This is a genomic window from Pseudomonas sp. G.S.17, from assembly GCF_038096165.1.
GTDB lineage: Bacteria > Pseudomonadota > Gammaproteobacteria > Pseudomonadales > Pseudomonadaceae > Aquipseudomonas.
This window is the reverse complement of sequence record NZ_CP151076.1, coordinates 5,992,277-6,014,422: the sequence shown is the minus strand read 5'-3', so window position 1 is coordinate 6,014,422 and position 22,146 is coordinate 5,992,277. Positions and strand designations below refer to the sequence as shown.

General features: G+C 59.2%; 18 protein-coding genes. 5 read left to right on the top strand and 13 right to left on the bottom strand.

The features are described from left to right. Positions 1 to 30: 30 nt before the first annotated feature. The gene (locus tag AABC73_RS28045; RefSeq protein ID WP_341524347.1) at positions 31 to 702 is read left to right on the top strand and encodes an ABC-type transport auxiliary lipoprotein family protein; all 672 of its coding nucleotides are present in this window, start codon (positions 31 to 33) and stop codon (positions 700 to 702) included. Here the strand turns inward: AABC73_RS28045 and AABC73_RS28040 are convergent. The 6 genes from AABC73_RS28040 to AABC73_RS28015 all read right to left on the bottom strand — a co-directional run bounded on the left by AABC73_RS28040 (position 672) and on the right by AABC73_RS28015 (position 6,207). Beyond that, positions 672 to 1,913: a nucleoside recognition domain-containing protein gene (locus tag AABC73_RS28040; protein WP_341521790.1), complete on the bottom strand. Its 1,242-nt coding sequence runs from the start codon at positions 1,911 to 1,913 to the stop codon at positions 672 to 674. The genes AABC73_RS28045 and AABC73_RS28040 overlap by 31 nt on opposite strands. Positions 1,914 to 2,134: 221 nt before the next feature. Beyond that, positions 2,135 to 3,466: a glutamate/aspartate:proton symporter GltP gene (gene gltP / locus AABC73_RS28035; RefSeq protein ID WP_341521789.1), complete on the bottom strand. Its 1,332-nt coding sequence runs from the start codon at positions 3,464 to 3,466 to the stop codon at positions 2,135 to 2,137. Positions 3,467 to 4,131: 665 nt separating this feature from the next. After that, entirely contained in the window at positions 4,132 to 4,599 is a 468-nt protein-coding gene (locus AABC73_RS28030) for an inhibitor of vertebrate lysozyme family protein (RefSeq protein ID WP_020293346.1), read from the bottom strand. 3 nt (positions 4,600 to 4,602) lie between these two features. After that, entirely contained in the window at positions 4,603 to 4,767 is a 165-nt protein-coding gene (locus AABC73_RS28025; protein WP_002555679.1) for a DUF1328 domain-containing protein, read from the bottom strand. 62 nt (positions 4,768 to 4,829) lie between these two features. After that, entirely contained in the window at positions 4,830 to 5,111 is a 282-nt protein-coding gene (locus tag AABC73_RS28020) for a hypothetical protein (RefSeq protein ID WP_341521788.1), read from the bottom strand. Positions 5,112 to 5,358: 247 nt separating this feature from the next. Next, positions 5,359 to 6,207 (bottom strand): BON domain-containing protein, encoded by an 849-nt coding sequence (locus tag AABC73_RS28015; RefSeq protein ID WP_341521787.1) that lies wholly within the window; start codon positions 6,205 to 6,207, stop codon positions 5,359 to 5,361. A gap of 243 nt (positions 6,208 to 6,450) precedes the next feature. On the opposite strand from AABC73_RS28015, the gene algB reads away from it, so the two are divergent. From algB to AABC73_RS28000, 3 genes are all read left to right on the top strand, one after another. After that, a complete protein-coding gene (gene algB, locus AABC73_RS28010) occupies positions 6,451 to 7,797 on the top strand; it encodes a sigma-54-dependent response regulator transcription factor AlgB (RefSeq protein WP_341521786.1) in 1,347 nt (448 codons plus the stop codon). Between the two features lie 10 nt (positions 7,798 to 7,807). Continuing rightward, positions 7,808 to 9,595, top strand: a complete 1,788-nt coding sequence (locus tag AABC73_RS28005) for a KinB sensor domain-containing domain (protein ID WP_341521785.1) — start codon at positions 7,808 to 7,810, stop codon at positions 9,593 to 9,595. Between the two features lie 641 nt (positions 9,596 to 10,236). Further along, positions 10,237 to 10,665, top strand: a complete 429-nt coding sequence (locus AABC73_RS28000) for a hypothetical protein (RefSeq protein ID WP_341521784.1) — start codon at positions 10,237 to 10,239, stop codon at positions 10,663 to 10,665. Between the two features lie 217 nt (positions 10,666 to 10,882). On the opposite strand, the gene AABC73_RS27995 is transcribed toward AABC73_RS28000, so the two are convergent. The 6 genes from AABC73_RS27995 to AABC73_RS27970 all read right to left on the bottom strand — a co-directional run bounded on the left by AABC73_RS27995 (position 10,883) and on the right by AABC73_RS27970 (position 17,975). Beyond that, on the bottom strand, positions 10,883 to 12,502 hold the full coding sequence (locus AABC73_RS27995; protein ID WP_341521783.1) for an EAL domain-containing protein: 1,620 nt from the start codon (positions 12,500 to 12,502) through the stop codon (positions 10,883 to 10,885). Positions 12,503 to 12,585: 83 nt separating this feature from the next. After that, positions 12,586 to 13,362 (bottom strand): N-acetylmuramoyl-L-alanine amidase, encoded by a 777-nt coding sequence (locus tag AABC73_RS27990; protein WP_341521782.1) that lies wholly within the window; start codon positions 13,360 to 13,362, stop codon positions 12,586 to 12,588. Between the two features lie 77 nt (positions 13,363 to 13,439). Next, positions 13,440 to 15,530 (bottom strand): diguanylate cyclase, encoded by a 2,091-nt coding sequence (locus AABC73_RS27985; protein WP_341521781.1) that lies wholly within the window; start codon positions 15,528 to 15,530, stop codon positions 13,440 to 13,442. After that, complete coding sequence (locus AABC73_RS27980) at positions 15,527 to 16,405, bottom strand: endonuclease/exonuclease/phosphatase family protein (protein WP_341521780.1); 879 nt, start codon at positions 16,403 to 16,405, stop codon at positions 15,527 to 15,529. Before AABC73_RS27980 ends, AABC73_RS27985 begins: the two co-directional genes overlap by 4 nt. A gap of 12 nt (positions 16,406 to 16,417) precedes the next feature. Further along, a complete protein-coding gene (locus tag AABC73_RS27975; protein WP_341521779.1) occupies positions 16,418 to 17,050 on the bottom strand; it encodes a thiol:disulfide interchange protein DsbA/DsbL in 633 nt (210 codons plus the stop codon). 310 nt (positions 17,051 to 17,360) lie between these two features. After that, entirely contained in the window at positions 17,361 to 17,975 is a 615-nt protein-coding gene (locus AABC73_RS27970) for a c-type cytochrome (protein ID WP_065834613.1), read from the bottom strand. Between the two features lie 355 nt (positions 17,976 to 18,330). Between AABC73_RS27970 and yihA the strand changes: the two genes are divergently transcribed. Then, positions 18,331 to 18,984, top strand: coding sequence for a ribosome biogenesis GTP-binding protein YihA/YsxC (gene yihA, locus AABC73_RS27965; protein ID WP_341521778.1), 654 nt, complete (start codon positions 18,331 to 18,333; stop codon positions 18,982 to 18,984). 379 nt (positions 18,985 to 19,363) lie between these two features. On the opposite strand, the gene polA is transcribed toward yihA, so the two are convergent. After that, positions 19,364 to 22,126 (bottom strand): DNA polymerase I, encoded by a 2,763-nt coding sequence (polA, locus tag AABC73_RS27960; RefSeq protein ID WP_341521777.1) that lies wholly within the window; start codon positions 22,124 to 22,126, stop codon positions 19,364 to 19,366. Positions 22,127 to 22,146: the final 20 nt, after the last annotated feature.

Here is a 22,146-nt window from a genome sequence, read left to right as displayed (position 1 = left end):
GCATTCCATCAGGTTCAAAAAATACGCTGGATGCTGCGCCCCCTTCGCGAGCAAGCTCGCTCCCACTGCCGTCGTATTTCAGCTGGCGTCCTACTCGGCACCTTCCTTCTGACCAGCGCCTGCTCGATCCTGCCCAAATCCGAGCCGAGTGACGTTTACCGCCTGCCGATCAATTCGGCTGCGGGCAAACCGGCCAACGTCCAACCGATGAATTGGTCATTGCGTCTGGCGCGGCCCAAGGCCAGTGAAACCCTCGACAGCCCGCGCATTGCCGTAGTGCCGCAGGGCGATTTGATCAGCAGCTACAAAGGCGCGCGCTGGAGTGATCCGGCACCGGTGCTGTGGCGCAATCGCCTGCTCGACGCGTTCGCCCGTGACGGCCGCGTGCCGCTGCTGAGTACCGACGAGAGTAATTTGCAGGCTGACTTTGAAGTCGGTGGCGAATTGCAGGCGTTTCAGAGCGAATACCACGGTGAAGCCATCGATGTGGTGATCCGCCTGGATGCCCGCTTGGCCAGTGCCAATCAGCGCATTGTCGCCACCCGCCGCTTCGAGGTGCGTCAACCGCTCAAGGACAAGCAGCTACCCGCCGTGGTGGCGGGCTTTGGCAAAGCGGCTGACGCGCTCGCCGCGCAGGTCTTGCAATGGACGGTCGAACAGGGCCAGCAGCACTACGCAGCGGTCGCGCCGAAGAACCAGTAGCAGACGAAGATCGCCGCGATCACCCCGGCCAGTTCCGCCAGCAGCGCGCAACCCACGGCGTGGCGCGCACGCTGGATGCCGACCGCGCCGAAATACACCGCCAGTACATAGAAGGTGGTTTCGGTACTGCCTTGAATGGTCGCGGCCACCAGCGCCGGGAAGCTGTCGACGCCTTGGGTTTGCATGGTTTCGATGAGCATTGCCCGGGCCGCGCTGCCGGAGAGCGGCTTGACCAGCGCGGTGGGCAGCGCATCGACGAAGCGTGTGTCCAGGCCGAACCAGGTGACCACATGGCGAATGCCTTCCAGGCCGAAATCCAGCGCCCCGGAAGCGCGTAACACGCCTACCGCACACAGCATCGCCACCAGATACGGCAGCAAACTCTTGGCGACGTCGAAGCCTTCCTTTGCGCCTTCGACAAACGCTTCGTAGACCTTCACTTTGCGTAACGCGCCGATGATCAGGAACAGCATGATCAGGCCAAACAGCGTCAGATTGCCGAGGATCGACGACAAACCCGCCAAGGCCGCTGCCGACATGGTTGCCAGCAAGGCCATGAAACCGCCGAGGATCAGCGCGCCGGGGATCAGATACGCGAGCACCACCGGGTCCCACAAGCGCAAGCGCTGCATGACCGCCACCGACAGCAGGCCAACCAGGGTCGAAGCGCTGGTCGCCAGCAGAATCGGCAGGAATACCAGGGTCGGGTCCACAGCGCCTTGCTGGGCGCGATACATGAAGATCGTGACCGGCAGCAAAGTGAGTGACGAGGCGTTGAGCACCAGAAACAGGATTTGCGCGTTGCTGGCGGCGGTCTGGCTGGGATTGAGTTCTTGCAGCGAACGCATGGCTTTCAAACCGATGGGTGTGGCGGCGTTGTCCAGGCCCAGTGCGTTGGCGGCGAAGTTGAGGGTAATCAGGCCGATGGCGGGGTGCCCGGCCGGGACTTCCGGCATCAGGCGCAGGAACAGCGGGCCAAGCGCTTTGGCGAGCCATTCGACGATCCCGGCTTTTTCGGCAATCCGCAAAAAGCCCAGCCAGAGGGTGAGGGTGCCGAACAGCAGGACCATCACTTCGACGGACAACTTGGCCATGGCGAAAATGCTTTCGACCATCGCCGCGAAAATCCCCGCGTTACCGCCAATCAGCCACTGCGCCAAAGCAGACACGGCCGCCACGACAAAAAAACCAAGCCATAGGCCATTGAGCATCAGTAAGTCCCCCCAAGATGCGGCGATGATAGCGGTGGGGGGATAAACAACAAAGGGTGAATGGCAAAAGGGCTTGATTGATCCGTAGGACCGGCTCGTAGGACCGGCTTTAGCCGGGAGGGCGTCGGTCGCTCGACGCAACCTCGGTGCCGCAAAGACTGCCCTCCCGGCTGAAGCCGGTCCTACGGATTGCGTTCAAATATCCCGGATATCGGCAACGCTCAGTTAGACGCCGTCTTACCCGCTGGCAACGGGTCTTTGCTGCGCCAGTGTGGCAGGGAGTTCCAGTAGCGTTGGCCTTTGGCGTCGTCGTACATGCCTTCCCAGCGGGAGATAACCAGGACGGCCAGGGCATTGCCGATCACGTTCAACGCTGTGCGCGCCATGTCCATGATGCGGTCCACGCCGGCAATAAATGCCAGGCCTTCCAGCGGAATGCCCGCGCTGCCCAGTGTCGCCAGCAGTACCACGAACGAAACGCCCGGAACCCCGGCGATGCCCTTGGAAGTAACCATCAAGGTCAGGACCAGCATCAGTTGCGCGCCGATCGACAGATCAATGCCGTACAACTGCGCGATGAAAATAGCCGCGATGCTTTGATACAGCGTCGAACCGTCAAGGTTGAACGAATAACCGGTCGGGACCACGAAGCTGCAAATCGCTTTGGGCGCGCCGTAGGCTTCCATCTTCTCGATGACGCGGGGCAACACGGTTTCGGAACTGGCGGTGGAGTACGCCAGAACCAGTTCGTCCTTGAAGATGCGCATCAGCTTCACGACCGAGAAGCCGAACATTTTCGCAATCAGTCCCAATACCACGAAGGCGAAGAAGGCGATGGCCACGTAAACCAGAATCACCAGCTTGGCCAACGGCAGCAGCGAAGCAAAACCGAAGTTCGCCACGGTCACGGCAATCAGGGCGAAGACGCCAATCGGCGCGTAGTTCATGATCATGTGAGTGACCTTGAACATGGTTTCCGAAACGCCCTGGAAAACCCGTACCAGCGGATCACGCACTTCGGCCTGCAGGCTGGACAAGCCCAAGCCGAACAGCACCGAGAAGAAGATGATCGGCAGCATGTCGCCACGGGCGATGGCGGCGAAGATGTTCGACGGGATCAGGTTGAGGATCGTCGCGATGAACGCGTGATCGTGCTGAACCTCGGCAGTGGTCTTCTGATACTGCGAGATATCCACAGTGCCCAGCGTGCTCATGTCGATGCCGGAGCCCGGCTGGAACAGATTGGCCAGCACCAGCCCGACCAGAATGGCGACGGTGGTGACGATTTCGAAGTAAATGATGGTCTTCAGGCCGATGCGACCCAGCTTCTTGGCGTCGCCCACACCGGCGATGCCCACCACCAGCGAAGAAACGACAATCGGAATGACGATCATCTTGATCAAGCGGATAAAGATGTCGCCCGCAGGTTGCAGGATATTGCTTATCCACCACGCTTTTTCAGCGCTGAAATGGTTAAGCAGTGCTCCCAGCGCGATCCCGAGAACCAGACCAATGAGAATCTGCCAGGCCAGGCTCAGCTTTGCCTTCTTCATGTCGTTACCTTTTTCAAGTGGCTAGGACATCTCTAAAACCGACGCGCTCGACGTTGCTCTTTCCACAGCAGCTACGAGGGCATGGATGCCTTTAGAGCTGTCCTGAGAAGGTCGCCGCAAACGAGCATCCTGGCTCTGTAGCGGGCGAAAAAAGGCGCAACTATTAGCACCGGACGCCGCACCGTCTAATGCCGAAAACGACTACCCCATGCCGAATAGGCATAATGTCGTTTTAGCCTGAAAGTGTCGTAAAGCGTCGGATAGATACCGTTATTCGGCTGGGAAGTGGCTAATACGTCGCCTGTGGCGCGATAGGCCTACAGAATTGGGGAGGATTTCGAGTGCGGATATAGGGTTGGGGCGGGGAAATTTCCTACAGATTTTGACTGACGTGCGGCGATGTGACGCGCGGGCAGAACAGCCCGGAAATGGTAAAGCGCAACGCAGGTCCCGGAATGACACTCGACGCTATTCGAGAAGCCAATCATGGACTTGCGCTGCGGTTTTTCCTGACCCGGCCCTTGCGGAAGTACTCCCTGTACTCCTAGGTCACTTCGATCCGAACAATCAAAGCATCCCGGCCCCTTGGTCATGCGCCAGTCGTCATCGGACTGCGCAGCGCTCAAAAGAGCAGCCCTCAAGAGGGGCGCTCTTCTGTCTTTAAATCAGTACCAGTTCGGGTCCTTGCGCAGCTGCTCTTGCAGCAAAGCCTGCATGCCTTCGTCCGGTTTACCCAGGAAACGATAAGTGGCATGGCGAGTTGGCGATTTGTCAGCGGGCAAACCCGCAGGCACATCTACCAGCATCGCGTAGGCATCCTGCTTGTCGAGGCTGTACGCCACGATCAAGCGCTCGCTGCGGCATGAGTCAGCCTTTTCGCACAGCGGCCCGACTATATAAGGCTTGCCGTCTTCCGTAACGGCATTCATCTGTTGCTCAGAGACACCAGAAAGATTGATCACCCAGTCGGGCAAGCGCTCTTCCTTCTTCACGACGCCCATCCATGTCTGCCGATACTCGGGGGCGGAACTCAAGAGCTCGTTGACCCGGGTCTGTCCATCATTGGCAGCCATTGCCATGGCGCTACCGCCCATAAGCAGGGCGGCGGCCAGAGAGTGGAGAGAAGCGCGCATGTGTCAGCCTCGGCCGCGACGGCCAAAGAAGAAGGACACAACGAACATGACCAGGAACACGACGAACAGGATCTTGGCGATACCTGTAGCGGTGCCCGCGATACCGCCGAAGCCCAGAACTGCAGCGACGATGGCGATGATTAGAAACGTGATTGCCCAACTCAACATGGTGATTCTCCTTCACTACTGTTTTAAATAATGTGGTGTGCTGCGTTCACTGCAAGGCGGGTTTAAAAAACCCAGGTTTGCCTCTGCGGCATTTCACTGACTTCCACGTTGCCATCTACCGGCATCAAGCTCAGGGCAGTGTCCCTGACCATCGGCACGCTGACCGTGGAAAAGGACTGGCTGTGAGTGAACTGCTGTTTGATCTGGGTCGCTTCGTGAGCGCTGCTCCAGTGTTGATACTGTTGGATCGAAAGCAATGTGACCAAGAGTGCCAAGGTGGCGAACAAGCCTTGCTGAATGTGCAGAGGCGAAATACGCAGTTGTGCAAGACGCTGGCTGTTCATCCGAGTGCTCCTTCCACCGTGGTGGACGTTCAATCTTGATCTTGTGAGCCGGTAGATTCACGGCTGGGGTTAAGAGGTGTAGTGCAGACTGCATGCCAGCTTTTTATTCTTTGTAAAACCTATATAAATCAGTTGTTTACAAAGGATATTCGCGGCGAGTGAGTAGCATCTTGCACGATTGACCCTTTGCCATCGTGCGTTCTGCACGAACGCACGATGTCCACAGGTGATCAAAGCGCTGCGCAGGTCAGCCCGCAGTGCGCGCCATGACCTTCAAGGCGTCGGCATTGACGCCTTTGACGCCGCGAATGTTGCGCGCGGTTTCCACGGCCAATTCCTTCTCGGCGAAGTTGGCGACGATGCCATTGAGGGTCACCAGTCCTTCCTTGGTTTCCACTTTGATATTCAGGCCGTCGAGGTTGCGGCTGTAAATCAGGCTGGATTTCACCTTGCTGGTAATCCAGGTATCGCTAAGCTGTTCCACAGGATTGGCGGACGGTGGCTGAACCTTGGAAGCAATCGAATCCTGAGCGCTCAGGCTGATCAGATTGTTGACGGTGGTGACCCCGTTGGTATTGCTCGCCAGGCTGCCGGCCAGTTCCTTGGCTTCAGGGCTGGTGGCACGACCTTTGAGGGTGACGACGCCGTCTTTGCTGTTCACATCGATGTTCAGCGCTTCAGTGACGCTGTTCCACAGCAGCTTGGATTTCACGGTGGCGGTCAGCGTGGCGTCCTCGAAACTCTGCGCCAGATTGGCCTTGGCGCCAGGTTCTGCGGCGACGTTGGCATCGATTTCCAGCTGGTTATCGACTTTATCGATACCGCTGACATCCAGAGCAATCCGTTGCGCCAGCTCGCGATCCACTTCGTTTTCAACTTTGCCTTTGAGAATGGCAGTGCCCTGTTCGACGTTGACGTCGATCTTGAACGGGCTCAAGTGACGATTGAGCGCGAAGGCGGTCCAGATCGAACCTTCCTGCCGCGCTTCGGCCAATTGGCTGGGCAAATCTTGCTGGGCGGCGCTGGCAAGCAGCGGATTCAACGCCAACACGGTGGTTGTTGCGGTGGCCAGAGCGAGCTTTTTCAGCGGGTGCATAGCGCATCTCCATCAATTGCGGTACGTAAATTTCATTTCATCGCCTGAGGCGAAAAGCCAAAGAAACCCGCAAGGCCCATGCCAGCGAATTTTCCTACTGAATTTTCAACAAATTCAGCGTCTTACTGTTTAAGGTGGTAGACAGTTACCATGCAGCACGCCGAATCAATCAGAATTAACCATGCAACTTGCCCGATTATTCTGAGACTAACCCAAGACAATTCACTTAGGAGCGTAGGAAAAATGGAAGCAGCCACTGAGAATCAGGGCCGTATTCTGCTTGTGGATGACGAATCCGCGATCCTTCGCACGTTCCGTTATTGCCTGGAAGATGAGGGCTACAGCGTCGCGACCGCCAACAGCGCAGCGCAGGCGGAAACGTTGCTGCAACGCCAGGTGTTCGACCTGTGCTTTCTGGATTTGCGACTTGGCGAAGACAATGGCCTGGATGTTCTGGCGCAAATGCGTATCCAGGCGCCGTGGATGCGGGTTGTGATCGTCACCGCGCACTCGGCCGTCGATACTGCGGTGGATGCCATTCAGGCGGGTGCCGCCGATTATCTGGTCAAGCCCTGCAGCCCCGACCAATTGCGCCTGGCCACGGCCAAGCAACTGGAAGTCCGCCAGTTATCGGCGCGGCTCGAAGCGCTGGAAGGCGAAGTGCGCAAACCCAAGGACGGCCTGGATTCCCATAGCCCGGCGATGATGGCGATCCTGGAAACCGCCCGGCAAGTGGCCAATACCGACGCGAACATCCTGATCCTGGGCGAGTCCGGCACCGGTAAGGGCGAACTGGCGCGGGCCATTCACGGCTGGAGCAAGCGCGCGAAAAAGTCCTGCGTGACCATCAACTGTCCGTCGCTGACCGCAGAGCTGATGGAAAGCGAGTTGTTCGGTCACAGCCGAGGCGCCTTTACCGGGGCCAGCGAAAGCACCTTGGGTCGCGTCAATCAGGCCGATGGCGGCACGCTGTTTCTCGACGAGATCGGCGATTTTCCGCTCACGTTACAACCCAAATTGCTGCGCTTCATTCAGGACAAGGAATACGAGCGGGTGGGCGATCCCGTCACGCGCCGCGCCGACGTGCGCATTCTTGCCGCGACCAATTTGAATCTGGAAGACATGGTGCGCAGCGGACGTTTCCGTGAAGACTTGCTGTACCGCCTGAACGTCATCACCCTGCATTTGCCGGCATTGCGCGAACGCAGCGAAGACATCCTGACCCTGGCCGATCGCTTCCTGGCGCGCTTCGTCAAGGAATATGCCCGTCCCGCTCGCGGTTTCAGCGAAGAAGCGCGGGCCGCGCTGCTCAACTATCGCTGGCCCGGCAACATTCGCGAGCTGCGTAACGTTATCGAGCGCGCCAGTATCATTTGCCCGCAAGAGCGCGTTGAAATCAGCCACTTGGGCATGGCTGAGCAACCTACCAGCAATGCTCCACGCGTTGGCGCGGCGCTGAGCCTGGATGAGCTGGAAAAAGCTCACATCGGCGCAGTGCTGGCAACCAGCGAAACCCTGGACGCGGCGGCCAAAACGCTGGGCATTGATGCCTCGACGCTTTACCGAAAACGCAAGCAGTACAACCTATGAATCGCCGCCCATGAAATTGGCGATGAAGTTGCGGACTCGCCTGTTCCTCAGCATTTCTGCCTTGATAACCGTTGCGTTATTGGGGTTGATGCTGGGATTGGTCAGCGTCATGCAGATGGCCAAGTCGCAGGAGTCGTTGATTCAGCAGAACTTCGTGACGCTGGATATCGGCTTGAAACTGCGGCAGAACCTCGGCGATCAGTTGGTCATGATGCTCAACGAGGCGCCCGAGCCCACGGCCCTCAAGGCGACTCAGGATCAATTTCGCGAGTTGCTGGTGCAGGGCATTCAGCACGATGAGCAGTACGAAACGAACAATGGTTTCAAGGACGCCAGCGCTGATTATCAGAAATTCCTTGAAGCGTATGCGCAAACCCGGGAAGACCCTCGGGGCCTGCGCGACAACTCGGAGCTGAGCCAGCGTTTCAACACTCTGCGCAACAATTTGCTGGCCGCCCATCGACAATCCCTGACCAATATCAGCGAGGCCGAAACCCATTCCCGGGATCGGGCGTTGTGGGTGGCCGGGTTGTTGGGGCTGGTGGGCATTGCCGTGCTGATCATCGGGTTCATTACTGCTCACGGCATCGCGCGGCGGTTTGGCGCGCCAATCGAGGCATTGGCCAAGGCCGCCGACAAAATCGGCCAAGGCAATTTCGAGGTCACGCTGCCGATTTCTTCAGCGGCAGAAATGAACCTGCTGACTCGCCGGTTTGGCGTGATGGCTGAAGCGTTGCGTCAGCATCAGGCAACCAATGTCGACGAACTGCTCGCCGGCCAGCAACGCTTGCAGGCGGTGCTGGACAGCATCGATGACGGCTTGTTGATGATCGACCGCCAGGGCCGCCTGGAGCATCTTAATCCGGTTGCCCAGCGCCAACTCGGCTGGGACGAGGAAAGGCTGGGCCAGGGCCTTGGCGAAGCATTGCAGCGTCCCGAGCTGGACGAACAGCTGTATCTGACCCTGCGCGGCGGCACGCTGGAGCGGGCGCCGGAAGACTTGTCCATTGAGATCGACGGCGAAACCCGCTTGCTGACCTACAGCCTGACGCCGGTAAGCCATACCAAAGGCCACATTCTGGGCGCGGTGATGGTGCTGCACGACGTCACCGAACAGCGCGCCTTCGAACGAGTGCGCAGCGAGTTTGTGCTGCGCGCCTCCCATGAACTGCGCACGCCGGTGACCGGTATGCACATGGCGTTCGGCCTGCTTCAGGAGCGGGTGCATTTCGCCGAGGATTCCCGCGAAGCTGACCTGTTCAACACCGTCAACGAAGAAATGCAGCGCTTGATGCAGCTGATCAACGACCTGCTGAACTTCTCCCGTTATCAGAATGGTCTGCAAAAGCTGACGCTGGAGCCGTGCTCGGTCGACGAAATGCTCGAGCAGGCGCGCTTGCGCTTTGAAGAGCGGGCCGGGGAGCAGGACATCGTGCTGACCGTGGAAGTCGAGGATCAACTGCCGGAGCTGAATGGCGATCGCGCGCAGTTGGAGCGGGTGCTGGATAACCTGCTCGACAACGCCATCCGCCATACACCGGAGAAAGGCCTGATCCGCCTCCAGGCCCGGCGCCACGGCGAGCGGGTGATCATCAGCGTCGAGGACAATGGCGAAGGTATTGCCTATGGCCAGCAGGGGCGCATTTTCGAACCGTTCGTCCAGGTCGGCCGCAAGAAAGGCGGCGCCGGACTTGGCCTGGCGCTATGCAAGGAAATCGTGCAACTGCATGGCGGCCGCATGGGCGTTTATTCCCGGCCGGGGCAGGGCACGCAGTTTTACATGGCGTTGCCGCTTTGACGGGACACCTGTGGGAGCGAGGCTTGCCCGCGAATCGGGCTGATGCGGCTCATCAGGAATACCGCGTCAAATTCTTCGCGAGCAAGCTCGCTCCCACGGAATATGAGATACCTGTGGGAGCGAGACTTGCCCGCGAATTGGGCTGATGCGGCTCATCAGGAATACCGCGTCAAATTCTTCGCGAGCAAGCTCGCTCCCACGGAATATGAGATACCTGTGGGAGCGAGACTTGCCCGCGAATTGGGCTGATGCGGCTCATCAGGAATACCGCGTCAAATTCTTCGCGAGCAAGCTCGCTCCCACGGAATATGAGATACCTGTGGGAGCGAGGCTTGCCCGCGAATTGGGCTGATGCGGCTCATCAGGAATACCGCGTCAAATTCTTCGCGAGCAAGCTCGCTCCCACGGAATATGAGATACCTGTGGGAGCGAGGCTTGCCCGCGAATTGGGCTGATGCGGCTCATCAGGAATACCGCGTCAAATTCTTCGCGAGCAAGCTCGCTCCCACGGAATATGAGATACCTGTGGGAGCGAGGCTTGCCCGCGAATTGGGCTGATGCGGCTCATCAGGAATACCGCGTCAAATTCTTCGCGAGCAAGCTCGCTCCCACGGAATATGAGATACCTGTGGGAGCGAGGCTTGCCCGCGAATCGGGCTGATGGGGCTCATCAGGAATACCGCGTCAAATTCTTCGCGAGCAAGCTCGCTCCCACGGAATATGAGATACCTGTGGGAGCGAGCTTGCTCGCGAATCGGGCTGATGCGGCTCATCAGGAATACCGCGTCAAATTCTTCGCGAGCAAGCTCGCTCCCACGGAATATGTGATACCTGTGGGAGCGAGCTTGCTCGCGAATTGGGCTGATGCGGCTCATCAGGAATACCGCGTCAAATTCTTCGCGAGCAAGCTCGCTCCCACGGAATATGAGATACCTGTGGGAGCGAGCTTGCTCGCGAATCGGGCTGATGCGGCTCATCAGGAATACCGCGTCAAATTCTTCGCGAGCAAGCTCGCTCCCACGGAATATGTGATACCTGTGGGAGCGAGACTTGCCCGCGAATTGGGCTGATGCGGCTCATCAGGAATACCGCGTCAAATTCTTCGCGAGCAAGCTCGCTCCCACGGAATATGAGATACCTGTGGGAGCGAGCTTGCTCGCGAATCGGCCGTAGGAGCAGCCGTAGGAGCGACTTTAGTCGCGAGGACATCAGTTGCCCTCCCGGCTAAAGCCAGTCCTACAACAGTCCTACAGCAAGCCTCGCTCTAGCGAAGGTGCGAGCGGCGATTTACGCCACATCTTCCGCTCGACGCCCTGTGCTGCGTCGGCCGCCGGTGACCAGTTCAGTAAACTTGCTGGCCGTCAGCGGTCGAGCGAAGAGCCAGCCCTGGCCGTAGATCACGCCTTCGCTCTGCAGCAGTTGCGCCTGGGATTCGAATTCGATGCCTTCGGCAATTACCCGCAATTGCAGCGCATGGGCCATGCGAATGATGTGCGGGGCGACACCGCTGCTGGCCGCGTCATGGCCGAGGGCGTCAATGAAAGCCTTGTCGATTTTCAGGCAATCCACGGGAAGGGTTTGCAGATAGGCAAGGCTGCAATAGCCGGTGCCGAAATCATCGATCAACACCTGATGGCCCTTGTCGCGCAGCCCTTGCAGGTGATTGCGCGCCACGACCACATCGATCAGCCCGCGCTCGGTGACTTCAAAGGCAATCTGTCGTGCGGCGACCCTGTGCTGAGCCAGCAAGCGAGCCGTTACTCGCCCAATTCGTGGGGCCATGACGTCGCACGCCGCCAGGTTCACGGAAATATACAGCTGCGGGTTGGCGCGCAGCAGCGGGCCGAGTTGTTCGAGCAGTTGTTGCAGGACAAAGTCGGTGATCTGTCGGATCTGGCCGGTGTTTTCCGCCAGCGGTATGAACAGGTCGGGACTGGTCAGCGTGCCGTCGGGCCTGCGCCAGCGCACCAGGGCTTCGGCGCCGACACAAAGGCGGGTATTGAGATCGAAGATCGGCTGAAATAAAACCTTCAGTTCGCTGCGCCGCAGCGCACCCTGCAATTCACCGCCCAGCGACTGGCGCTGGCGAGCCAGTTGCAGCACCAGCAGGCCAATGCATAGGGAAACCAGCAGGCTGACGGGGACCAGCAGCCACCAGGCTCCGGCGATTTTTTCCTGGAGCCCGCTGCGTGGCGTCGTCAGCACCAGTTGGTATTCGGGACTTTGCGTGGGCATTCGGTAAATCAGCCGCGAAGAGGTGGTGAGCAACGTTTCATCGGTGGCGGAAGACCAGTTCTTCGTAGGCGGCCAGGATTGCTCCGGTCCGAGAACGGTGACTGCCTTGCTGCCGTGATTGAGCACCACCAACAAGCTGCCGCCTGCAGGCAGGTCGACCACATCAGTGAGGTGTCCGCGAGACGTGGTAACCCTGAAATCGCCGCGCCCCATCATCAGCGCCGCAAGGTTATCGTCCGGCTGGGCCGAGGTATTGAGCCAATAATCGTAAGTCGGCCCGCGAATGTCCGGTTCGCGCGGCGTGCCGAGTTTGCTGTTGAGCGGCCAACTGGAGCACAGGCTTCGGTCACCGACGAACCCTGCTTCATAAATGAAGCGATAGCTGGAGATGACCTGGCGCAAGCGATCGACCATTTGCGGCGTGCAGTGACGTAAAGGCTGCGCTTCGAGCTGGTCCAGGCCGGTGCGCAACTGGCCGAACAGCTGTTCAAGGCGAACCAGAAACCGCTCGCCCTGGGCTTTCATCTGTTCGCTTTCATTCTGCCGGGCTTGATGGATCGCCAGGGCAAAACTGCCGCATAGCAATAAGACCGCACTCAAAAGGGCTGCAAGCAATGCCATCAGCCATGGGCGGTAAAGGTTCAAACGAAAGGGTATTGCCGCATCAAGCATCGGTGGGTATCCGGATGAATACCCTTCAGGTTAGCAACAAGCCAGAAAATCGCCTGCCTAAATGGACGATCGAGCGAAAATTGTCATTTGGACCGATTGAGTACCTTGAGCAGCGCGGCGGTGCGGGCGTCCGGATCGCCCGTGAAGCGTTCGGGGCGATAGTGCATCTGAAAGGCTGCGATGACGTGACGCGTGGCGACGTCCAGCTCGCCGGTCTGCGGTGTTTCATATCCCAGGCGCGCCAGTTGTTGCTGAAACCAGGAAATGCTCGGCAAGGCGTCCATCAATAACGCCTGCTCCTGGGCAACGAGTCTTTCGTCGGGCCAGATACCCAGACCTTCTGCGGCCAGTCGCTTCCAGGGGAACAACGGGCCTGGATCGAGCTTGCGCAACGGCGCGATATCGCTGTGGCCGATGATGTGTCGAGGATCGATGTGATTGCGCTTGACGATATCCTTGAGCAGCACGATCAGCGCCTGAACCTGGCCCTCGGTGTACGGATACCAGACGCGTCCGGTGGGCGTGTCGCTGAAACCCGGATTGACGATTTCAATGCCGATCGAGCTTGAGTTGAGCCAGGTTCGGCCTTCCCACTCGCTTTCGCCGGCATGCCAGGCCCGTGCGGATTCATCGACCAGCTTGTAAATGGTCGGCGGTGTATCGCCGATGAGGTAATGGCTGCTGACTTCACCGTGGGTCAGCAAGGACAGCGAGCGCTCAAGGTTCGCCGAGGTGTAATGCACCACCACGAACTGCACGCGATTGTCGAAATTCACCGAAGCATGACTGGTGTCGAATCGCGGCCCGCTGGTGCAGGCCGTCAGCGTGAGGAGTAACAGGGCAGGGAAAAACAGCTTCATGAACATCGGCACACGCTGGCAGTTAAAGGGTGAGCATAACGTACTGCGGCAATAACGCTTATTACAGCAGCAATCGGTCACCCTTGTTCGATCCGGTTGCGGCCGTTTTCCTTGGCTCGATACAACGCCTGATCGGCACGCTTGAGCGCTACATCGCTACGCTCGCCCGCGCGAAATGCCGTGACCCCCATTGAAACGGTGACGGTCACCGGCTCGCCCTTGAAGTGGAACGGGCAGAGTTCGACCGCAGCGCGCAGCTTGTCGAGCAGGGTTAGCCCGGTACTGACCGCTGTCGCGGGTAACAGCAAGACAAACTCCTCACCGCCGAAGCGCGCGATGAAGTCACTGCTGCGCAGCCTTTTTTTCAGCACCGTGGCAATGATCTTCAACACCCGGTCGCCCGCCAGATGGCCGAAGCCATCGTTGATGCGCTTGAAGTGGTCGAGGTCGAGCATGCACACCAACAGGCTGTTCTTGTGCTGCTGCCATTCGGCCATTTCCTGCTCAAGACGCTCGCCCCAGGCTGCACGATTGGGCAGGCTGGTGAGCGGGTCGATCAGTGCTTTCTGTCGTTGCTCTTCCAGATGACCTCGAAATCCCAAGGCTTCCTGTTCCATGGTCGCAACACGAGTTGCCAGGCTGTGCAGGCGCTCGGCGACTTCCTGTTCGCGCGCATCGCGTTGCACCTGATGTTGATCCATCGTGCTCAGCAGGCCTTCGAGTCGGTTCTCAAGCACGCGCTTGAGGCTGGACAGGTCCGGAGCGTCCTGCACGCTGCTTTGCAGGCCGTCGACCTGCTCGCGGAGTTGGCTGTTCAGGTCGCGGGAGACCGATTGGTTGTCGGCATAACCTGCGCTCGCCGCTTGAAGGTTGCTCTGAAACGACTCCAGACGCTCGTTCAGCTGCTTGAGATAGATTTCGAACTCATGCTGGCCGGTGTCAGTAATGGCCAGCATCAATATGGCAAGATCGTCGAGGATCGGCAGCAGTTCGTACCAGTTAAGGCCATGTTCCAGCCGCTTGCGCATCGCCTCGGCCTGAGGTCGATGGTGTTCTGGAAGCGTCAGATCATCGAGCAGCCCCAGCAGCGTCTGTTCGATGTGAGCGGCCACCGAGCTATAACTGGGTTCGGGCGAGGCGGGGAGTGCAAAACCAACACCCTCTTCGTCGAGTGCTTGCTCATCGCTTTCATCGTCACCTTCAACTTCAACTTCAACTTCAACTTCTTCCTCGGAAGGCGCTTCAATCGCAGCTTCAGGCAGTTGCTCGAAAGGTACAGATGGCGTGGGCGTGAGCAGATCCTTGATCGCAAAGGCCTCAACCGCTACGGCAGCTACGGGAATTGGCGGCTCACTGAGCGGCTGAGGCGCATCGAGCTGCACGGGCGATTCAGCAACCGGTTCGAAGACGTCGGCGACAACAGGCGACAACGCTTTGGCAAGCGGCGCTTGCGCCGTGTAGTCGGTTTCGTCTGGCTGATGCTGAACCTGCACATCGACACGCTCAGGCTCAGATTTCGGCTCCGACGCCAGGACCTGATCGGGTGCAGCAACGGGCTCGACCTGGTGTTGCTCAGGCTGATAATGCTCTGTGGCGGGATGTTGTATGTGTTCAGGGGCCAGCGGCGCAGCGTCATTGGGTGTTTCATGGCCGCCAAACAGGCGCTGCAACAAACCGGGGCGTGACGCCTCTTCGGGCTTGTCCATCAATGTCAGCGCCTGACCTTGCAGGCCGCTCAATTCCCCCAGCAACAACGGCAATTCCCGCGATTGGGAGGCGCGCTCTTCGAGATCCTTGGCGAATTTCTTCAGCGGCTTGCGTACATCCTTGGGCAGCGGCAATGCTTGCAATTGCGTAACCAGGGCAGTCAACGCGGTACTGATCTGGCCAGCACGGACTTCCCGGCGTTGCTCGGAATCCAGCACGGCTTTTTCAAGGCGCGGAATAAGCGCGGCCAGGCCAGCGTCCATGTCGTCCTTGCGTACGATTTCGCGCATTTCCTTCATGCACTGGTCGACCGCGCGGTCCGAGCCTTCCGCCGCCAGACTGCTGCGCACCAGACCGCGACGCAGAAGATCGAGGCGAGCTTCCCAACGTTTTTCGAGCTTGTCTTGCTGCTCGATGCCCGTCAGGTACTTTTCTTTCCAGCGCTGCGCTTCATCGCTCATGCAATGGGCTCGCCACTGGCCGTGCTGGCTACCGGTAGAGAATCCTGGGTCATGGACGCGGGCAGACGAATTTCTACGGCAACCGGAAGGTGGTCCGAGATCGGCTGAGCCAGAACCTGAACCCGCTCCAGGGTCAGAGTCGGGCTGAGCAAAATGTGATCAAGGCAACGCTGCGGTCGCCAGCTCGGGAACGTCGCTTCGATCTGCGGCGCCAGCAGGCCAAGGTCGCGCAGCGGCGAGTTTTGCAGCAAGTCCAGGGCGTGAGTGTTCATGTCCCCCATCAGCACCTGATGGCGATAGTCGCCGATCAACTCGCGGATATAAGCCAGTTGCCGGGTTCGGGTACGTGCGCCGAGGGCCAGATGCATCATGACCACGATCAACGCGTCCGCGCCTTCGCCGAAGCGCACCAGAATCGCGCCACGCCCGGCGGGGCCCGGCAGCGGATGGTCTTCGATGGCCGTCGGCCGCAAGCGACTGAGCACACCATTGCTGTGCTGGCCGAAGCGTCCGAGGTTGCGATTGAGTTGCTGATACCAGTAAGGGAAAGCACCGAGCTGGGCCAGGTGTTCCACTTGATTGACGTAGCCAGAGCGCAGACTGCCGCCGTCAGCTTCCTGCAGGGCGACCAGATCGAAGTCGCCCAACAGATCGCCGATCTTCTGCAGATTGCCGGCGCGGCCACCATGAGGCAGCAAATGCTGCCAGCCTCGGGTCAGGTAATGACCATAACGCTCAGTGCTGATGCCGACCTGAATGTTGAAGCTGAGCAAGCGCAGCCGACCATCGGCCGGCAAGCCGCTTTCCAGTACATGGTGTTCGTTGACCCTGGGGTCGTGCAGGCCAACGATCCGTTCCGTTCTCCAGCGCCGCATGGCAGGCGCCGCTTACTTGGCCGCTCGCTCTTTGGCGATGAGCTGATCGGCGACCTGCAGGGCTTGCTCTGCACCACCTGCGGAACCCAGGTCGAAACGGTATTTGCCATTGACGATCATGGTGGGTACGCCCGTGATTTCGTACTTCTTGGCCAGTTCTTTGTATTGGGCGATCTTGCCTCTTACAGCGAAGGAGTCGAAGGTTTTCAGGAACTGCTCCTTGTCTACGCCTTGAGTGGCGACGAAGTCAGCCATGTCATTTTTGTCGGTCAGACGCTTGCCGCCCTTCTGGATCGCTTCGAATACTGCTGCGTGAACCTTGTGCTCTACACCCATGGTGTCCAGGGTGATGAACAGCTGGCCGTGAGCATCCCACGGGCCACCGAACATGGCGGGGATCCGCACGAAGTTAACGTCGGCAGGCAGTTTTTCCACCCATGGATTGATGGTGGGTTCGAAGGCATAGCAATGCGGGCAGCCATACCAGAACATTTCCACGACTTCGATCTTGCCTGGCACGGAAACCGGGACGGCGCTGCTCAGCTCGATGTACTGCTTGCCTGCTTCGATGGGCTCGGCTGCTTGCGCCGTAATACCGAACAAACTGGCGGCAACCAGAGCGGCGCTGAGGATCAGATTACGCATGCTTTACTCCTGAGACAGATTTTGAGTCGCCTTCAAACGACCGGCTTTGGACCGGACGGGTGGGCGCGAGTTCGCTAGTGTAACGCTGGCGACAATAAAAAAGGGCAGCCGAAGCTGCCCTTTTTCAGTTGAAAACCCATCGGAGCGATGCTCGCCTGCAAAGAAGGGTAACGCGGTGTGTCAGGCTTGCCGCAGTGACCGATTCGCGGGCAAGCCTCCAACGGGTTACTCAGATCTTTCGGCTGAGCGCCTCAGACTCTGTTGGAGCGAGGCTTGCCCGCGAAGGCGTTGGCCCGCGCCAACGGGTTGCTTAATGCAGGCCCTGGATATATTGCGACAGCGCGTCGATATCCTTGTTGCTCAGCTTGGCCGCGATGGAGCGCATGACCATGGTGTCGCCGTCGTTGGTGCGGTCGCCTTCGCGGAAAGCGACCAGTTGTTTCTTGATGTAGTCGGCATGCTGGCCACCCAGATGCGGGAAGCCGGCCTGTGCGTTGCCGACGCCATTAGGCGAGTGGCAGCCGGTGCAGGCGGGCATGCCTTGATCCAGCTTGCCGCCACGGAACAATGCTTCACCCTGGGCCACGAGTTTTGGATCGGCAGCGCCAACGCTGCCTTTCTGGCTGGCGAAATACGCCGCGATGTCGGCCAGATCCTGATCGTTGAGGTTGGTCAGCAGGCCGGTCATTTCCAGGACGACGCGTTTGCCGTCCTTGATTTCGTGCAGCTGCTTGAGCAGATAACGATCACCCTGGCCTGCCAGCTTGGGGAAATTCGGGGCCATGCTGTTGCCGTCCGGGCCATGACAGGCGCCACACATGGCGGCTTTGGTCTGGCCAGCGGCAGGATTTCCAACCTCACCAGCAGCCTGCGCCGCACCGCAGATGCCCAAGGTCAACAGCAGACTCACGAGTATTTTGTTCATCAGGTAATCCAAATCGGCTAAAGGTGAAAAGTTATGTAGGAGATGACTCGCTCATCCGAAGATGAAGGCTCGCAAATCCTCGCTACTGCTGTCCTTGCACAATCCACGCGGCGGCATCGCTTTGAACTACCGGACACAGGCAACTCCAAAGCCTTCATACTTAACAAAACCTTTTCAGGTTCAAAGCGGACTGCGTTCTAATGCGCATCGATATGTCTCGCTCAGGTTGTGATCTTGGCCCTGTTCTCAGGACAAAGCACACACAAAATCTGCGGCATTATATACTGGCGCTACTGAAACGGAAACGACACCTCTTGCCGCACCCCTTGCAGGCACCGCCCTCACCGGAAATCACATGCAACTCAAGAATCCCATCCTCGGCCTGTGCCAACAGTCCACCTTCATGCTCAGTGCAGCCAAAGTCGATCAGTGCCCTGACGACGAAGGCTTTGAAGTCGCCTTCGCCGGGCGCTCCAACGCGGGCAAATCGAGCGCGCTGAACACCCTGACTCATGCCAGTCTAGCTCGTACTTCGAAAACCCCCGGCCGAACTCAGCTGTTGAACTTCTTCAAGCTGGACGACGAGCGTCGCCTGGTCGACTTGCCGGGTTACGGCTACGCCAAAGTGCCGATCCCGCTCAAGCTCCACTGGCAGCGCCACCTGGAAGCCTATCTGGGCAGCCGCGAAAGCCTGAAGGGTCTGATTCTGATGATGGACATCCGTCATCCAATGACCGACTTCGACCTGCTGATGCTGGACTGGTCGATTGCCAGTCACATGCCAATGCACATCCTGCTGACCAAAGCCGACAAGCTGACCTACGGCGCCGCGAAGAACGTTCTGCTCAAGGTTCAGGCCGATATCCGCAAGGGTTGGGGCGATGCGGTGAGTATCCAGTTGTTCTCGGCCCCCAAGCGCATGGGCCTGGAAGACGCCTACACCGTGCTGGCCGGCTGGATGGAGCTGGAAGACAAGGCTCCGGCCGAATCTGCTCAGCCTGCTCAGTAAAAAAGCGCAGGCAAAAAAAACCCCGGACTTCGTATGGGGAGGGGAAGTCTGGGGTCTAAGTTTTCAGACCTTTAGGGTGGGGTCTGAATATCTGCCAACACTTAACACAACTAGGAGCATTGATCGGCTTCGCTGCCAATCGAGAACTCTGACTCGATTTTCATGGCTTAAGTTCCTGGCCCGCTGAAATTCTCCAGCCAGATTGCGTTTTGGCAGAACCGGCCTCTTCGGGGACGAGTCCCCTCCTACCGTTTGTGTAGATCGGGTAGGACCGGACTTGTCCGGGAAGCTGTCCATCCGGGCAAAGGGACAAAAGGTAGAGCCGGCAGACCCGAGTGCGCAACGTAAGCGTGCGCGCGCTCGGTCTGAACACCCGCTATCAGTGCGCCTCGTCCCAGTTGTTGCCGACACCCACTTCAACCAGCAGCGGCACATCCAGTTGCGCCGCACCGCTCATGTGTGTGCGGATCTGCTCGCTGATCTTCTCCACCAGATCCTCGCGAACCTCCAGAACCAGTTCATCGTGCACTTGCAGGATGACCCGCGCGTCCAGGCCTGATTCGTTCAGCCAGCCGTTCACCGCGACCATGGCTTTCTTGATGATGTCGGCGGCGGTGCCTTGCATCGGCGCGTTGATCGCCATGCGCTCGGCGCCTTTGCGCAGGGCCTGGTTCTTGGCGTTGATGTCCGGCAGGTACAGGCGACGGCCGAAGATGGTTTCGACGAAACCCTGCTCGGCGGCCTGGGTGCGCGTGCGCTCCATGTAGGCCAGCACGCCGGGATAACGGGCGAAGTAGCGATCCACGTAGGCTTGCGACTGCTTGCGGTCGACGCCGATCTGCTTGGCCAGGCCAAACGCGCTCATGCCGTAGATCAGGCCGAAGTTGATCGCCTTGGCGCTGCGGCGCATGTCGGTGGTGACGCCTTCAAGCTCGACGCCGAAGACCTCGGCAGCCGTCGCCCGGTGCACGTCGAGGTTGTTGCGGAAGGCGTGCAGCAACCCTTCGTCCTTGGCCAGGTGCGCCATGATGCGCAGCTCGATCTGCGAATAGTCCGCCGCCAGCAATTTGTAGCCTTTGGGCGCAACGAACGCCTGCCGGATCCGGCGGCCTTCGGCGGTGCGGATCGGGATGTTTTGCAGGTTTGGATCACTGGAAGACAGGCGTCCGGTCACCGCCACCGCTTGATGGTAAGACGTGTGAATACGCCCGGTGCGCGGGTTGATCTGTTCCGGCAGACGATCGGTGTAAGTGCTTTTCAGCTTGCTCATGGAGCGGTACTGCATCAGCACGGTCGGCAGCGGAAAGCCTTGTTCGGCCAGTTCCGCCAGCACCGCTTCGGCCGTGGATGCCTGGCCTTTGGCGGTTTTGCTGAGGATTGGCATGCCGAGTTTTTCGTAGAGAATCACCCCCAGTTGCTTGGGCGAGCCGAGGTTGAATTCTTCCCCGGCGATCTCGAACGCTTCACGCTCAAGGGCGATCATTTTGTCGCCCAGCTCGACGCTCTGGATGCCGAGCAATTTCGCATCGACCAGCGCGCCCTGGCGTTCGATACCCGCCAGAACCGGCACCAACGGCATTTCAATTTCATTGAGCACGGGCAGCAGGCTCGGAATTGCGTTGAGCTTTTCCTGCAATGCCTCATGCAAGCGCAAGGTCACGTCGGCTTCTTCGGCGGCGTATTGCGCAGCCAGCTCCAGGGAAATCTGGTCGAAGGTCAGCTGCTTCACGCCCTTGCCGGCGATGGCCTGCATGGCGGTGGTGGTATGGCCGAGGTATTTCAGCGCCAGGCTTTCCCGGTCATGCCGCGTCGCGGTGGAATCCAGCACGTAGGATTCGAGCATGGTGTCGTACACCAGGCCGCGCACGGTAATGCCCTGGCTCTGATCGCCGTCGATGGCGCAGTTGGCCAGAATATTGATGTCAAACTTGGCGTGCTGGCCGACCTTGATCTTGCTCGGGTCTTCCAGCAGCGGCTTGAGCTGCTTGAGCACATGGTCGCGATCCAGCTGCTGCGGCACGCCCATGTACGAGTGCGTTAGCGGAATATAAGCGGCTTCGTTGGTCTGCACCGCGAACGACAGGCCGACCAATTGCGCCCGTTGCGCATCCAGACCGTTGCTCTGGGTGACGAAGGCGACCAGCTTGGCTGCGTTGAGCTTTTTCAGCCACGCGTCGAGCTGATCCTGTTCGAGGATGGTTTCGTACTGGGTTTCGCTCGTCGGCGGTGCTTCGGCGATGGCGACTTCCAGCCCGGCACGCTGTGCATCGCGATGCAGGTCTTCAATCCAGCTTTTGAATTCCAGCTCGGCGTACAGCTCCAGCAAGGCTTCGCGGTCCGGTTCGCCGCAGTGCAGCGCGTCGAGTTCGATGTCCAGCGGCACGTCGATCTTGATGGTCGCCAGCTCGTAGGACAGAAATGCCATGGCGCGGTGTTCTTCAAGCTTGGCCGCCAGGGTTTTCGCCCCGCGAATCGGCAGCGCCGCCACGGCCTCAAGGTTGCCGTACAGCTCAACCAGACCGCCGCCAACGCCGACCAGCAGGCCAACCGCGGTTTTTTCGCCAACCCCGGGAACGCCCGGAATGTTGTCGACCTTGTCGCCCATCAGCGCCAGATAATCGATGATGTGCTCGGGACCGACACCGAACTTCTCCTTCACGCCAGCCACGTCCAGCACGCTACCGGTCATGGTATTGACCAGCGTAATGTGGCCGTCGACCAGCTGCGCCATGTCCTTGTCGCCGGTGGAGATGATCACCGGACGATCTGCCGCCGCGCTGCTGCGCGCCAGCGTGCCGATCACATCGTCCGCTTCGACGCCGTCGACACACAACAGCGGGTAACCCAGGCCTTTGACGCAGGCGTGCAGCAGATCAATCTGCACGCGCAGATCATCCGGCATGCTGGGCCGATTGGCTTTGTATTCGGCGTAGAGATCGTCGCGAAATGTGCCGCCTTTGGCGTCGAAAACCACTGCGAAAGGGCTTTCCGGGTATTGCCGACGCAGGCTTTTGAGCATGTTCAGCACGCCTTTGACCGCGCCGGTTGGCAGGCCCTTGGACGTAGCGAGCGGTGGCAGCGCGTGAAAGGCGCGATACAAGTATGAAGAACCGTCCACCAGGACGAGGGGCGCTTGGCTCATGAGCAGAATCAACCTTTTCG

Coding starts and splice junctions, on each gene's coding strand:
- AABC73_RS28045 (WP_341524347.1), top strand. CDS start 31: ATGCTGCGCCCCCTTCGCGAGCAAGCTCGCTCCCACTGCCGTCGTATT.
- AABC73_RS28040 (WP_341521790.1), bottom strand. CDS start 1,913: ATGCTCAATGGCCTATGGCTTGGTTTTTTTGTCGTGGCGGCCGTGTCT.
- gltP (WP_341521789.1), bottom strand. CDS start 3,466: ATGAAGAAGGCAAAGCTGAGCCTGGCCTGGCAGATTCTCATTGGTCTG.
- AABC73_RS28030 (WP_020293346.1), bottom strand. CDS start 4,599: ATGCGCGCTTCTCTCCACTCTCTGGCCGCCGCCCTGCTTATGGGCGGT.
- AABC73_RS28025 (WP_002555679.1), bottom strand. CDS start 4,767: ATGTTGAGTTGGGCAATCACGTTTCTAATCATCGCCATCGTCGCTGCA.
- AABC73_RS28020 (WP_341521788.1), bottom strand. CDS start 5,111: ATGAACAGCCAGCGTCTTGCACAACTGCGTATTTCGCCTCTGCACATT.
- AABC73_RS28015 (WP_341521787.1), bottom strand. CDS start 6,207: ATGCACCCGCTGAAAAAGCTCGCTCTGGCCACCGCAACAACCACCGTG.
- algB (WP_341521786.1), top strand. CDS start 6,451: ATGGAAGCAGCCACTGAGAATCAGGGCCGTATTCTGCTTGTGGATGAC.
- AABC73_RS28005 (WP_341521785.1), top strand. CDS start 7,808: ATGAAATTGGCGATGAAGTTGCGGACTCGCCTGTTCCTCAGCATTTCT.
- AABC73_RS27995 (WP_341521783.1), bottom strand. CDS start 12,502: ATGCTTGATGCGGCAATACCCTTTCGTTTGAACCTTTACCGCCCATGG.
- AABC73_RS27990 (WP_341521782.1), bottom strand. CDS start 13,362: ATGAAGCTGTTTTTCCCTGCCCTGTTACTCCTCACGCTGACGGCCTGC.
- AABC73_RS27985 (WP_341521781.1), bottom strand. CDS start 15,530: ATGAGCGATGAAGCGCAGCGCTGGAAAGAAAAGTACCTGACGGGCATC.
- AABC73_RS27980 (WP_341521780.1), bottom strand. CDS start 16,405: ATGCGGCGCTGGAGAACGGAACGGATCGTTGGCCTGCACGACCCCAGG.
- AABC73_RS27975 (WP_341521779.1), bottom strand. CDS start 17,050: ATGCGTAATCTGATCCTCAGCGCCGCTCTGGTTGCCGCCAGTTTGTTC.
- AABC73_RS27970 (WP_065834613.1), bottom strand. CDS start 17,975: ATGAACAAAATACTCGTGAGTCTGCTGTTGACCTTGGGCATCTGCGGT.
- yihA (WP_341521778.1), top strand. CDS start 18,331: ATGCAACTCAAGAATCCCATCCTCGGCCTGTGCCAACAGTCCACCTTC.
- polA (WP_341521777.1), bottom strand. CDS start 22,126: ATGAGCCAAGCGCCCCTCGTCCTGGTGGACGGTTCTTCATACTTGTAT.